Source organism: Aerococcaceae bacterium DSM 111021, from assembly GCA_020112395.1.
In the GTDB taxonomy this organism is placed as follows: Bacteria; Bacillota; Bacilli; order Lactobacillales; family Aerococcaceae; genus Ruoffia.
The window spans coordinates 223,599-238,095 of record JACCEK010000001.1 but is presented as its reverse complement, the minus strand read 5'-3'; the positions used below and the strand labels follow the sequence as shown (position 1 = coordinate 238,095).

The 14,497-nt window shown below is 35.0% G+C and carries 14 protein-coding genes; 1 reads left to right on the top strand and 13 read right to left on the bottom strand.

Features of this window, described 5'->3' with window-relative positions; translation table 11 throughout:
• Nucleotides 1-7 precede the first annotated feature (7 nt).
• The 12 genes from purK to HYQ40_01110 all read right to left on the bottom strand — a co-directional run bounded on the left by purK (nt 8) and on the right by HYQ40_01110 (nt 12,247).
• Complete coding sequence (purK, locus tag HYQ40_01165) at nt 8-1,159, bottom strand: 5-(carboxyamino)imidazole ribonucleotide synthase (protein ID MBZ6526367.1); 1,152 nt, start codon at nt 1,157-1,159, stop codon at nt 8-10.
• A complete protein-coding gene (gene purE, locus HYQ40_01160; GenBank protein ID MBZ6526366.1) occupies nt 1,152-1,649 on the bottom strand; it encodes a 5-(carboxyamino)imidazole ribonucleotide mutase in 498 nt (165 codons plus the stop codon). Before purE ends, purK begins: the two co-directional genes overlap by 8 nt.
• Nucleotides 1,634-2,923, bottom strand: coding sequence for a phosphoribosylamine--glycine ligase (gene purD / locus HYQ40_01155; protein ID MBZ6526365.1), 1,290 nt, complete (start codon nt 2,921-2,923; stop codon nt 1,634-1,636). Before purD ends, purE begins: the two co-directional genes overlap by 16 nt.
• 26 nt (nt 2,924-2,949) lie before the next feature.
• Nucleotides 2,950-4,542, bottom strand: coding sequence for a bifunctional phosphoribosylaminoimidazolecarboxamide formyltransferase/IMP cyclohydrolase (gene purH, locus HYQ40_01150; GenBank protein MBZ6526364.1), 1,593 nt, complete (start codon nt 4,540-4,542; stop codon nt 2,950-2,952).
• 8 nt (nt 4,543-4,550) lie between these two features.
• A complete protein-coding gene (gene purN / locus HYQ40_01145; GenBank protein ID MBZ6526363.1) occupies nt 4,551-5,138 on the bottom strand; it encodes a phosphoribosylglycinamide formyltransferase in 588 nt (195 codons plus the stop codon).
• Nucleotides 5,139-5,147: 9 nt separating this feature from the next.
• Nucleotides 5,148-6,182, bottom strand: coding sequence for a phosphoribosylformylglycinamidine cyclo-ligase (locus HYQ40_01140; protein ID MBZ6526362.1), 1,035 nt, complete (start codon nt 6,180-6,182; stop codon nt 5,148-5,150).
• Nucleotides 6,175-7,662, bottom strand: a complete 1,488-nt coding sequence (locus HYQ40_01135; protein ID MBZ6526361.1) for an amidophosphoribosyltransferase — start codon at nt 7,660-7,662, stop codon at nt 6,175-6,177. Before HYQ40_01135 ends, HYQ40_01140 begins: the two co-directional genes overlap by 8 nt.
• A 300-nt stretch (nt 7,663-7,962) precedes the next feature.
• Complete coding sequence (locus tag HYQ40_01130; protein MBZ6526360.1) at nt 7,963-8,400, bottom strand: HIT family protein; 438 nt, start codon at nt 8,398-8,400, stop codon at nt 7,963-7,965.
• Nucleotides 8,401-8,475: 75 nt separating this feature from the next.
• Complete coding sequence (locus HYQ40_01125; protein ID MBZ6526359.1) at nt 8,476-9,384, bottom strand: FAD:protein FMN transferase; 909 nt, start codon at nt 9,382-9,384, stop codon at nt 8,476-8,478.
• Between the two features lie 104 nt (nt 9,385-9,488).
• On the bottom strand, nt 9,489-10,739 hold the full coding sequence (locus HYQ40_01120; GenBank protein ID MBZ6526358.1) for an NAD(P)H-dependent oxidoreductase: 1,251 nt from the start codon (nt 10,737-10,739) through the stop codon (nt 9,489-9,491).
• Between the two features lie 18 nt (nt 10,740-10,757).
• A complete protein-coding gene (locus tag HYQ40_01115) occupies nt 10,758-11,363 on the bottom strand; it encodes an NAD(P)H-dependent oxidoreductase (protein MBZ6526357.1) in 606 nt (201 codons plus the stop codon).
• 17 nt (nt 11,364-11,380) lie between these two features.
• On the bottom strand, nt 11,381-12,247 hold the full coding sequence (locus tag HYQ40_01110; protein ID MBZ6526356.1) for a helix-turn-helix transcriptional regulator: 867 nt from the start codon (nt 12,245-12,247) through the stop codon (nt 11,381-11,383).
• 248 nt (nt 12,248-12,495) lie between these two features.
• Between HYQ40_01110 and HYQ40_01105 the strand changes: the two genes are divergently transcribed.
• Nucleotides 12,496-13,542, top strand: a complete 1,047-nt coding sequence (locus HYQ40_01105) for a DNA/RNA non-specific endonuclease (GenBank protein ID MBZ6526355.1) — start codon at nt 12,496-12,498, stop codon at nt 13,540-13,542.
• 46 nt (nt 13,543-13,588) lie between these two features.
• Here HYQ40_01105 and HYQ40_01100 read toward each other — a convergent pair whose 3' ends face one another.
• Nucleotides 13,589-14,419 (bottom strand): aldo/keto reductase, encoded by an 831-nt coding sequence (locus HYQ40_01100; protein MBZ6526354.1) that lies wholly within the window; start codon nt 14,417-14,419, stop codon nt 13,589-13,591.
• Nucleotides 14,420-14,497: the final 78 nt, after the last annotated feature.

Here is a 14,497-nt window from a genome sequence, read left to right as displayed (position 1 = left end):
TTCGTTTTCAAAACATTTCCTGCCAAGTTTGTAAACTTGATGAATGATATAATATGTCTTCTAATTCAGATAAATTTGGATGAGTCAATGTAAAATGCCCCATTTTTCGTTGCTTAGTTGCTTTTCCTTTATCATAAACATGATAGATTGCATCTGGATAATTACTTTTGTAATCTTCTACTAATGGCATATGCTGCCCTAAGATGTTGATCATTAGCGCAGGTTCCATTAAGCGTATATTCATTAAAGAATGTCCGGTAATGGCTAATATATGTTGATCAAATTGAGATACATTTGTTGCTTCAATCGTATAATGACCACTGTTATGAGGTCTAGGTGCAATTTCATTCACTAATAATTGCTTATCTTTCGTTACGAAAAACTCTATACCACATACTCCAACTAACTGACCCGCATCGGCAATATTTTGTGCAATCTGATGAATTTTTTCAGTTAATTCACTTGATAAATACTCTCCTACTAAACTTGAATACAATACACCGTGTGCATGATGATTACGACTAATAGGAAATACCTTGATGGTACCTTCTAAGTCACGTGCAACAATAACAGATACTTCAAAATCAAAATCACAAAAAGTTTCCAATACTAGCGTTTGTTGATCTATTAATTTTTGAATATTTTTTGCGTTTTCTTCTATATCAACTAAAGAGTTTAAACGAATTTGTCCTTTTCCGTCATAACCAAAACGTGTCGTTTTTAATATAGCCGGTAGTGACGATGTCTTCGTCGTTTCTACTAATTCATTAAAATGATTAATTTCTACAAAATCTGCTGTTTCAATACCTAAGTTATTTAACCACTTTTTTTCTTCTAATCTATTTTGTGATATTAATAATAGCTTTGTACCTTGAGGTAAGTAGCTATTTTGTTCTAATTCTTTTAATAGTTCTCCATCAATATTCTCAAATTCATACGTAACGACATCCACACTGCTGACAAACTTTAATAACGCATCTCGGTCATTAAATTCTGCTACAGTGTAAGAATGAGCAACATTAAAGCCGCATGAACTTGGATTCGGATCATACATCGAAACGATGTAACCCATCTTTTGTGCTGATTGAGCAAGCATTTTCCCTAATTGCCCTGCTCCAATAATCCCAATGGTAGTACCAGCCGCTAATTTTTTAGTCATCTAATACTTCACTACTTTCTACTGCTTTATTATGTTGTGACTGTTGAAATTCGATTAAGGCTTTATCAATTTCTGGATTATTAACTGCAAGAATACGTGCTGCCATTAATCCAGCGTTTTTTGCTCCTGCAGGTCCAATAGCCATTGTGGCAACAGGTACACCAGCAGGCATTTGTACAATAGATAATAACGAGTCTACACCATTGAGTGTACTTGATTTAATGGGTATACCAATGACAGGTAAAGTGGTGCTCGAGGCAATCATACCTGGTAAGTGTGCTGCACCACCGGCCCCAGCAATAATGACTTTAAAGTTATTATCTTTTGCATTTTCAGCGAACTCAATCATTTCTGAAGGCATTCTATGAGCGGAAATAACTTTTTTGTCATAATTAATATTTAATAGATCTAAGAAATCACAACAATGCTTCATTTGATCCCAATCAGAAATACTGCCCATAACAACAGCTACTTCTATTTCTTTTGCCATTCTTGTACCTCCTCTAAGTATTGATTGCTTCTATTCAAGCCAATATCTTCCCGGTAAAAAGTATCCTTTATATCTAAGTTTTTCATAACTTTATAAGCGTTTATTTTAGCTTCCTCAAGTGACTGGCCGTTTCCAAGGCCAATTAATATTCTTCCACCTTTTGATAATAATCCAGAGTCAGGGCTTTCAGTAATACCTGCAAATAATATATGCTCAGTTAAATCATCAGCAATATTAAGAGGAATATGATTCATTGGTGTAGTCGGGTAACCTGTAGCTGCTAAGACGACTCCAACATTAAATTCATTTTTGAATTTAATATCTATTGGAGAGTGATTCAAATGCGCTTCCATAACGTCATAAATATCATTCTCTAGAAGCGGTAATAATACTTGTGTCTCTGGATCACCTAAACGGGTATTGAATTCAATGACTTTCGGTCCATCTGCCGTCCAAATAATTCCGGTATACAAAACTCCGGTGAATGGCGTACCGATTTCGACCATTCTATCTGCAATAGGTTGAACAATTTCTGACTGAACGATTTTCTGTTCGACTTCATTAAACCAAGGAACAGGAGCGAATGCCCCCATACCACCCGTATTTAAACCTTGGTCGCCATCTGCCACACGCTTGTAATCGCACGATGTTCCTAAAGGAATAACATGTGTTCCGTTGATCAAACTGAAATGCGAAAACTCTGAACCAATTAAAAATTCCTCGATTAGAACGGGTTTATTGTTGGTTTCCATCATATCCTTAAGTGTAGTTAAAGCTTCGTCCATTGTTTCTGGAATAACTACACCTTTTCCACTCATGAGCCCATCTGCCTTAATTACAAATGGTAAGCCTAATGTTTGAGCATATTCTTTCGCTGATGAATAAGATTTAGGCTCAAAAAACTTGTATTGAGCTGTTTTAACGTCCACTTGTTTCATAATATCTTTTGCAAAATTCTTAGAGTTTTCTAATTGAGCAGCTGATTTCGTGGGGCCAACGATTGCTAAATTATGTTCCATAAATGAATCAACAATGCCTAGTTCCAGTGGTTGCTCAGGACCTACAAAAGTTAAATCAATATGATTAATCTGCGCAAATTCAATAAGTAATTCGATTTCTGTCACTTGGATATTGACACATTCAATTTTAGCGTTAGAAAGCATACCCGGATTCCCAGGTGCAACATAAACTGTTTCAACAGTCATGCTTTCAGAAAACGATCGTGCTATAGCATGTTCTCGACCGCCTGAACCAATTATTAACACACTTTTCAATAGAATCTCTCCTTAAAGTTTGAATATTAGTGGCGGAAATGACGGAGTCCTGTCATTACCATTGACATTTCATGAGTATCACACACTTTTACAGAATCTTCATCATACTTAGACCCACCAGGTTGAGCAATTGCTGTAATCCCTCTATCATAGGCTAGTTGAGCGGTATCAGCCATGGGTAAGAATGCATCGCTAGACATAACATATGTTTGTCTCAAATTAGGGTCTTGTTCTTCTGCTTGTGATAAGGCAATCTCCGCTGACCCTACACGGTTCATTTGACCTGCGCCAATACCTAGAGTCATAAAGTCATTGGTTACTACAATCGCATTACTTTTAACATGCTTGACGACTTTCATACCAAAATTCATTGCTTTTAACTCTTCCTGTGTCGGTTCACGATGTGTAGAAACATCCCAACCTGATGGTAATACAGAAATATCATCAGCAATTAGTTCATTTGATTTGTCGACATCTTGAATTAATAATCCGCCAGAAACTGAAACCAATTCTTGTTGTTTCGTATCGATTTCTTCATCGAATTCTATCGTTAATAAGCGTAAATTCTTCTTTTTCGATAATCTTTCTAAAGCATCATGACTAAAGTTTGGCGCAACGATGATTTCTAAGAATATTTTTGCTAGTTCATCAGCTAATTCTTTTGTCACTTCACGGTTAACAACAACAATCCCACCATAGATAGATACAGGATCTGCTTGTTTGCATCGTTCAAAAGCTTGTTCAATTGTGTCAGCAATAGCAACACCACATGGATTCATATGTTTAACTGCAACAGCAACCGGCTCAGTGAACTCTTTTGCGATTTTGATTGCTGCATCGGCATCTTTAAGATTGTTATAAGATAATTCTTTTCCGTTTAGTTGTACAGCAGATGCGATTGAAGATTTAGGTGCATTCAATTCTTTATAAAAAGTTGCGGCTTGATGACTGTTCTCACCGTAGCGTAAATCTTGTTTATCAGTAAAGGTTAGTGTCTTATGGTTCCATGAATGAGATTCAAATGACGATGTATCAGTGGTAACTTTCTCTAAGTATGAAGCGATTAACGCATCATAATGTGATGTTAATTGAAAGACTTTGGTTGCTAAGTATTGCCTGAACTCAAAAGAGGTTTGACCATTCTCATTCAATTGTTGGGTGAAAGTTGAATAATCATTTGGATCTGTTACAACAGTGACAGATTGAAAATTTTTAGCAGCACTTCTTAACATAGACGGTCCACCAATATCGATATTTTCAATGGCATCTTTTAAAGTGACATCCGGTTTACTTATCGTTTCTTTAAAGGGATATAAATTAACAATGACATAATCAATCGGTGTAATCTCGTGATCAATCATCGCTTGTTTGTGCTCATTGTTTTCACGTAAACCTAATAAGCCTCCATGAATTTTCGGATGTAATGTCTTAACACGACCATCCATCATTTCTGGGAATTGTGTGTAATCATCAACAGCCATAACTGGTATGCCAGCCTCTTGTAAGACTTTATAAGTCCCTCCTGTTGATAATAATTTGACTTCCTGAGCTACTAACGTTTTAGCAACTTCAACGATTCCAGTTTTATCCGAAACACTAAGTAAAGCATATTGTGTCATTTATATATTCATCCTTTCTGAGTTGTATATTGAATGTCTTCTATCACTTGTTGTATAACTATCGGATACAGTCTATGTTCAATAGCATGAATTTGCGCTTCTAACTCATCTAGTGTCCAATATCCTTGTACTGTTAAGCTTTCTTGAGCAATAATTTCTCCAGTATCAATACCTTCATCTACATAGTGAATGGTTACACCAGTTTCCTTTACTTTCGCTTGAAACGCATCTAATATTCCATTTCTTCCAGGAAATGCTGGAAGCATTGATGGATGTATATTAATAATACGTTTAGGGAAAGCTCCAAGTATTTCATCTTTAATGATGCGCATAAAACCTGCTAAAACGATAAGGTCAACTTGATTCACTAATAAGTAATTAACAATATGTTGTTCCCAGAGTTTCCGGTTGGCAAATTCCTTTGGACTTACTACTATGCAGTTAATACCTGCATCCCGTGCTCTTTCAATTACATAAGCGTGTTTATTATCACAAACGATACATTGAATATGTGCTTTTATTTTTTTGTCTTTTACAGCATCAATAATAGCTTGAACATTTGATCCATTACCTGAAGCGAATAAAGCTAAGTTTATTGTCACAGCTTACTCCTTCTCCATCACTAAACGAACTGTTTCATCAGACATCGTTTGTTTTTCAATGCATCCAATAATAGAGCTTCCTTCTACGGTCTCTAAAAACTCTTGTGCATCCTTTGATTCAACTGCCAGAACCATACCAATTCCCATATTGAATACATTAAACATTTCTTCAAAGTCTAATTTTCCTAAACGTTCCATTTCTTTAAAAATAGTTGGAACTGCCCATGAATTAACATCTATCACTGCTGTTAAGTTATCACCAAACATGCGAGGCAGATTCTCAAAGAATCCTCCACCAGTAATATGAGCTATTCCATTTACTTTTTGGGAATCAATAAATGGTAAAATATCTTTAACATAAATTTTAGTAGGTGTAAGTAAGCAATCAATAAGTGTACTACCATCGGATAATTTATCTTGAAAGCTCATATCATTATCTTTAAAGAAAATCTTACGTACTAAAGAATAACCATTAGAGTGAATGCCAGAGCTAGCTAAACCAATTAAGACGTCGCCTTCTTTAACTTTGGATCCATCTAAGATATTTGCCTCATCCGCAACACCAACACAAAAGCCTGCAAGGTCAAACTCACCCGTATTATATAAATCAGGCATCTCAGCCGTTTCCCCACCAACTAAAGCAGCATTCGCTTGAACACACCCTTCAGCTACACCAGAAACTATTCGTTCAATATCTTCAGGAATAGCATTGCCTACAGCTAAGTAGTCAAGAAAGAATAGTGGCTGAGCTCCTTGAGCCAAAATATCATTCACACACATAGCTACAGCATCAATACCGATTGTATCTAAGATTCCTGATTGTTGAGCTAATAAAATCTTAGTGCCGACGCCGTCTGTACCACTAACAAGAATAGGATTATCATACTTTTGTGTATCAAGTTTAAATAAAGCACCAAAACTTCCCAGCTGGTTCATAACCTCAGGGCGCATTGTTCGGCTAACATGTTTCTTCATTCTCTCTACAGCTTCATAGCCTTTTTCAATATCGACTCCAGATTCTTGGTATGCATTACTCATCACAATTGTCTCCTTTTAAAATTTTTATTTGTAGTGGCGTTAAACTCGCTTCAAATTCTTCTTTATAATCTCCAATATCCGATGGATAGACTCCAGTATACGCATCTAAACTGACTCCTTGTGTCGCAATATTAGGATCGAAGTTAATACTATCAACTAAGCCTTGCACTGACAGATATCCCAAACTATCGCTTCCAAACAATTGATTTAATTCAAAAATAGTATACATTGATGCAATCAATTCTTTTGTATGAGTTGTATTAATTCCATAGTAATTTGGAAACCGAATGGGAGGACTAGCAATTCGCAAATGTACCTCTTTAGCTCCAGCTTCTTTTAATAACTTCACTAAATGTTTAATTGTAGTCCCTCTAACAATTGAATCATCGACTAATACAATTGACTTACCTTTAATTAATGATTCTACAGCTGATAATTTGTATCTAACACCTTGTTCTCTTAGTTCCTGTGTAGGTTGAATGAAAGTTCGCCCTATATATTGGTGTTTAATTAAGCCAATCTCATAAGGTAGGCCATGTTGCTCAGCATAACCACTTGCAGATGATAATGAGGAATTTGGCACACCTATGACTATATCGCCCGTTGGTGTAGGTTCTTCGATAGCAAGCCTACGACCCATTTCTTTTCGAGCACTATGGACGTTTATACCAGCAATGTCAGAATCAGGCCTTGAAAAGTATATAAATTCCATTGGTTCTAAAGTGGTTGTCTCTTCTGTTGTATATTGATTGATGTGATATCCATCTTCGTTAATTACAACATATTGGCCGGCTTTTAATTCAGTGACATATTTTGCACCAATACTTGAAAGAACACATGTTTCGCTGGCTAAAATATAGGACTCATTAGGAAACTGGCCTATAATCAAAGGTCTAAAACCATGTCTATCAACAGCCCCATATAACGCATTATCAGTTAATAAGCAAAAACTGAAACCTCCTTTTAAACTTGCAATGGATTTTTCAAATGCTTTGCTGAATTCATTTTCTTTCGAGCGACGAATAAGATGTATGAGAATTTCTGCTGCTGAATTTGTGGAAAATACTGCGCCGTCGTCTTCTAATTCTCTTCTTAATGATAAAGCTTCTGTTAAATTCCCGTTATGTGTAATAGCAATCGACTGATTATTGAAATGAAATAACAAAGGTTGAATATTAGAGTCATCTTTTTGATCACTAACTGTTGCTGAACGGACTTGCCCTATAGCGCAATTCCCTTCGAGTGTGTCTAACTTAGTTTCTGAATCGAAAACGTGCGATATGAGCCCACTACCCCGAAAGCTCTTGAAACTTTCATTATGCTTACTAACGATCCCAGCACTCGTTTGTCCTCGATGTTGTAATGCATGAAGCCCAAAGTATGTAATTTTACTTGCTAAGGGATGATTCCAAATACCAAATAGTCCGCCTGACTCAACGACACTATCAATTCCTCGGAAATTCGCTCCTACTGAGCTCATTCCTTCAATCGCTCTCACCAAATTATTCACTCCTATTATCCAATTTTTAAAAATTGATTCGTTCCTGTCACAAGTACGATACACCTTCTATAATTCGTTAACAATGTATTAGCGAACTAAACAGAATCTATAAAGTCGAACGTTCGACTTTTAAAATATAATTACTTATAATTATCGCTTGCATTTGAAAAGGTTTACATTTATTGCTAAAAAAATCTACGCTAATAAAAATGTAATTCCTATAAATACAGCAATAATTTACACTAAAAAAGAGCAGTCAAAACTGCTCTCCCATTCGTATTAAACCCCGAGTTCTTTACGGATATCAGAAGCCATCGCTTCATATTCATCATCATTTAAAAATATTTTCTCTGGATTCATAGCAAAAGGTGTACCACATTCGAATCCACCAGCATATTTAGGAACTAAGTGGAAATGAAGATGTGAACCACCATCACCGTAAGCACCATAATTAATTTTATCAGGCTGATAAAGTGTATGAATAACTTCAGCAACTTTTGATACTTCAGAAAAGAATAAATGACGTTCCTCATCTGATAAGTCTACCATTTCACTAACATGTTTATTGTGGGCGACAATAACTCGTCCCTTATGACTTTGTTCACGGAATATAATAACCATTGATGATTCAAGTTCACATACTAAGTATCCAAATCCATCCAACAATTCACCTTGCTGACAGTAACCACAATTAGAATCTAAAACCATAGAAAGCACCTCCATTATTTTTATTATTTCTCTTATAACTTATAATTTGATAAGTTATAGTTATTTATGGATAAAAATGGAATACTAATTAACTAGTACAAACGTATTTTCTAATCCATCAGTCATTAATATATCGTTATCTCTAGTAATAACAATGGCTTCAATTCCTTTAATATTATTAATTAAGTTAATTGTTTCACTACTTTTGTATTGATAGAACATTGTTGTATATAATTCACCCGCTAAAGATTCCGATGAGATAATCGTCACACTTGCAATATCATTCCTCACAGGATAACCAGTTTGACTATCAAAAATATGATGATACTCTTGGCCGTTTAGTACAAGGACTCGTTCGTAGATGCCTGAGGTCACTACTGAAACATCTTTCGCTTTTACTAATCCTTTTATATTTTGTCGTGATTTAAAAGGATCTTGTATACCAATTCGCCAGTATCCATCTGAATTAACATAGTGTGATCCAATAAGTAAGACATTTCCTCCCAAATCAATTATTCCTTTTTCAACGCCAGCCTGCTTTAAAAATAGTTTGATTTTGTCAGCAAAAAAACCCTTAGCTAAAGCACCTAAATCAATTTCCATCCCTTTTTTCTCTAAATATATTGACTGATTTTCCTCGGATAAAATAATTGACTGAGGGTCTATTAGTTTTAAGCATTCTTCAATGTCACTTTGTGTTGGAACGTTGGCCCCTTGAAAGCCGATCTTCCATAGTTTAATCAATGGGCCAATGGCTATATTCAATGTATTCGATGCATCTAAACTGTATTCCTTTCCGATTTTAATCAATTCATATATATCTGAATCAACTACAACTGATTCTATGCCTGCTAATTTATTCACGTTCATTAATACGCTATTATCATTGTTTGCACTAAATCTTTTTTCATAATCTAATAATCGCTTTTTGGCTTCTTTTAACAAGTAATCTGCGAATTCGTGTTGAATCTGAAGACTAATTGTTGTTCCCATTGCTTTGAATACAATACTTTCCATAGACTAACGCCCCTTAAATATATACTTTTAGAATAAAAAATTCGGAGTCTAGACTCCGAATTTCCAAGATGTTAAACGAATTAATGTGATGAAGCTCCTGATACTGTATCTACTGCTGGTTCTTCTACAGTTTCGGTTGCAGAAGCACCTGAAACTGCATCTGCTTTTTTATTTTCGCTTTGAGATGCACCAGATACTGTATCTTTACCACCTACTAGCTCTTGTCCAGTTTGTTGTAAATACCAATCAATAGTTGGTTTTAAGTCCATAATATACTCATTAATTCCCATATAATTACCTTCGTCATCACGAATTGCTTGGTAATTATGTACTACATATTTATCTGGCCCATGAGTTGGAACATGAACACGTACATTCTCTTGTTTTCCTGAACGAAGTTGTGAAATTACCCATTTTACATTTTTATGCGTAAAATCTGGATGACATGCACCTAATGGATTTCCAGCTTGTTCTGGATACCGTTTCGCTAACATTTCCTCTGGTGGAAGAACGCTGTTATAATATAGAAATTGGTTGTTACTGTCCGCAAATGTTAATTCCATAGGCATTGATCTTAAGAATTGATCAATTTGGTTAACAGTTAAAACACCACGATTAAGGTTAACATAGTCATTACCTGTAGCTGGTTTAACTTTTTCGTTGACTTGTTCTACCCAATCAGGTGCATTCATATCTATACCTTCGATAGTTGTGTCAATTTTACCATTAGCAAATAAATCTTCTTCAATTGGTTTAATCACTTTTATATTCTCCTCTTTATCTTCTAATGCTGAAACCACCTTAATAAAACGAATGAATTTTTCTAAGCATGATGCTAAAAAGTTAACTGTACCTTGATCTTTTAAGTTATTGTCAGTATCAAAAGCTTCTTTTACGTTCCCTAATAGAAATTCATTGCCAGGCAATACTATTGCGTTCACTCCTGGAGAATCTAATATTTGTCTTAATGATAGCTGTGCACGGGAAGAACCTTGAGTATAGTACGATGCACCAACAATCATCACTGGTTTGTTTTCGAAAGGATGAATCTTAAATGATAGCCATTCAATCAAACTTTTTAATGCTGCGGGAATTGTATGATTATGTTCAGGTGTCGCAATGATAACTCCTTCGGCCGCTTCAATTCTTTTAGCAATATCTTGAATAACAGGTGATTGAGTTTGGTCATCACTTTGGTTAAATAATGGCACTTTATCAATTTCAACGATGTCTAATTCAATTAATTTATTGAAATGCTTTTGGATAAATTGTAATAATAAACGGTTATATGATCCTACTGCATTTGATCCAACGATTCCTACTAATTTCATACTATATTATCTCCTTTATTAGTCTTCCCAAGTGTAGTTATCTGCTTCTTTAACATTAACAGCATGTGCTTCCATTAATTGCCCAGTAATCTCAACGAAAGTTAAGAAATCTGAGAATAAGCCATCAAGTAGTTCAATTTTTTCTTTTGAAATTAATTGCCCTTGTTCATCAAATGCTTGTAATGAATGGTCTAGTAAGTATTCTGAACTTGGCATAATTCTAGCTTTTAATTCTGGTGAGTCTAATATTTGGCGGGCATGCATTTGAGCTCGTGATGAACCAAGTGTTCCATATGATGCACCGACAACCATGACTGGCTTATCAACGAATGGATGTGTTTTAAATGATAACCAACTTAAAGCATTCATTAATGCAGCTGGTACAGAATGATCATATTCAGGTGTACTAATGATTACACCATCAGCCTGTTCAACTTTATCTGATAACTCTTTAACACTTTCTGGTAATTCAATGCTTTTATCTTTGACAAACATGGGTAAGTCTTTAATCTCAACTAATTCTATTTCAGCTTTTTCTGAAAAATGTGTTTCCATATATTGTAATAACTTACGGTTAGTTGAATTATCTGAGTTTGTCCCAACAATTCCTAATAATTTCTTCATTTAAATATCCCCTCTTATTAATATTCATTTTTTATATATTTTTCCATCTCATCAAGTTCTTTTAATGCGATTTTATTTCGATTAATTTTTGAATAAGCCCGAGCGTCATAAATTAACGCTAAGATTGTATCTTTAGATTCTTTTACGGTCATAGCATTTTTAGCTAACTGAATCGCCGCCCTCGCTAGATAATAGGTTACATGGTTATCTGAGCAAATAGAAATGGCATGTTCAGCTAAAGCATTACTAATATCTATCTCGTCGATATGCGCGTAGAACTTACTGCATTCAAAGACGATGTGTAACACGCGCCAAACTTCTTCCATATGATTGGTCGGAAAATCATAAATCCGATCTAAGACTTTCGCAAAGTAAAACTCCGCTTTTTCTAACTCATCTAATTGCTTAAAGATAATTCCACTGCCCGTATAAGCCAATAATTTATATAATTCATGTTGATTTATATGATTATCAAGTAATATCTGATCTAATTCATACAACGTATCAATAGTAGAATGCTTATTATAGATCATCACAAATGCCTTTAAATAATGATATCGCATGGTTAATTCAGAGTTATCAATCAGAGTTAAATCGATGTTTTCCAGCAAATTCCCTGCTTTCTCATACTCACTTAAGATGAGCGAGAATTCGGCTTCTTCCATTAACTCTTTTAACTTAGAATGCTTGACTCCAACTTTAGGAAACAATTCACTAAGTGGTAATTCTAACCGATTACATAATTTAATTAATATTTTTAAACTCGGTACGTGACCGTTGTTTTCAAACCGACTTAAAGTCGCCTGAGTGCATATGCCTTCAGCTAGCTCACTTTGAACTAAGCCCCTTTGTTTTCGGACTTCGATAAATCTTTCTATATTTATGATATCACCCCTTAAATCACTTATTATCACATTGTGATTACATTCACTATCGAATGGTTTTATTATATATATAACTAATATTAATATCAAGTGTTTATATAAAATTTTATATAATTATTATTTATTTAATTGTTTCCCAATATGATCAGCCATATATATTCATTTGTATAATTAAATATTATAAAGGTCTTGTAAATAAATTAATTATTAATATAATAAAGATAAACATTGGATTAGGAGAATAAAATTTGAAAATAAATAAGAATGTATTTCATAAACTGTCAATATTCTTTATATTGACGCTACTTGTATTTCCCGTTGATCATAAGTCCGCAGATGCTAACGAACAATTTATTGATAGCAGTGGCTTCTCGATTACACCAGAATTGCCGAAAAGTGCACCAAATGTGCCTGAAGGAGAAACTTATGTCGAGATTAATAATAATATCCCTTACTTTACTAACAAAGATATTACCGCAACAAAAACATGGGTGGAATTTAGTCAATTAGATGACTTAGGTCGCGTAGGTGCTGCTAACGCAGTTCTTTCTGTAGATACCTTACCTGCTGAACAAGAGTCAAGAAAAGATATCTCGGCCATCCACCCTACTGGTTGGCATCAAGGGAAGTACAAGCAAATCGGTAGTGGGGGTTGGCTTTATAATCGATCACACTTAATAGGACATCAATTGATTGGTGAAGGTGTACCAGAATTAAATCTAATGACCGGAACACGATGGTTTAATATGGATGGTATGTTACCTTTTGAGAACTTTGTCGCAAGTACCATCGAAAATGACTTACTTACCGTCCGTTACCGTGTGACTCCTTTCTTTGAAGATGGGAACTTACTTGCTTCAGGTGCATTTATGGAAGGTTTCTCCATTGATGATAACGGCGAAACCCTTCAATTTAACATCTATATTCCAAATAGACAGAAAAATGTTCAGCTTGATTATGGAACTGGTCAGCATGACGGGGAATATATTGAACAAACAGCAACCACAGCGCCAGCGAACAATGATCACCCTGGCACTACTTTATACTTTACTGGGAATGCGATTGTGAACAGCTCTTCTTCGAATCAACCGGTCAATTCCGATGCGAATGAAGGTCAAGGTGAGATAGAACCTGCTGGTTTTGCTGAAATAGCAACAGAAGCTCCTGTAGAAGAATATGTCTCATATAAAAATTGTACTGCTGTACGAGAAGCCGGCGCGGCACCAATTTACCGCGGTGAACCTGGCTATGCATCACATTTAGATCGTGATAACGACGGCATTGGATGTGAATAACAAAAAAAAAGACTCCAGTTTTTACTGGAGTCTGTTTCTATATATATTAGTTTATAACTAAACGATTTAAGTAATCCATGTCAGTTGCCAAAATCTCAAAATCAAGATCCGCATTATTATCCACATATTCTTCGTGAACTGATTTTGGTAATACAACTAAGCCTTTTTGGTAACAATAACGAATCGCAATTTGAGCTGTTGATTTATTGTATTTATCTGCAATCGTTTGAATGTCCGGATTATTTAATAATTTTCCTGTTCCAATTGGAGAGTAAGCTTCTACAATAATGTCATTTTCTTGGCAATATTGAACTAACTGCTCATCGCGGAAACCAATATGGTATTTAATTTGATTTAACATTGGTTTGATTTTTACATTCTCTAGCAGATTTACTAAGTCATCAATTTCAAAGTTTGAAACACCAATGGCTTTTACTTTACCTGCTTCATATGCTTCTTCCAATGCTCTCCATACTTGCAGATTCTCTTCAAAATATAATTTCTCAATGGGTCCATCGGAATGCATTTTATCCCAAGGACGAGGAGCATGAATAATCACTAAATCAAGATACTCAGTATCTAAAGCCGTTAATGAGTCTTCAATGTCTTTTTTAGCTTCATCATAAGTTTTTGAAAAAGCACTTACTTTAGTAGTTAGGAAAAAGTCTTCTCGGTTCACTCCTGAAGCTTTCATCCCTTTACCGACACCCTCTTCATTACCATAAGTGCGGGCAGTATCGATGTGTATATAGCCATTATTTAACGCATAAGCTGTCATTTGTTCTGCTTCTTCTGGGCTCATTTGCCATGTTCCCAATCCAATCGCAGGGATTTCTAAACCGTTTGAAAATGTAAATGTTTCTTTTAATTGTGTCATACATATTTCCTCCTAAACTTGATATGATTATGTTACCATTATTTCTTGAATTCGTATAATAAATGCACCCGGAGGATC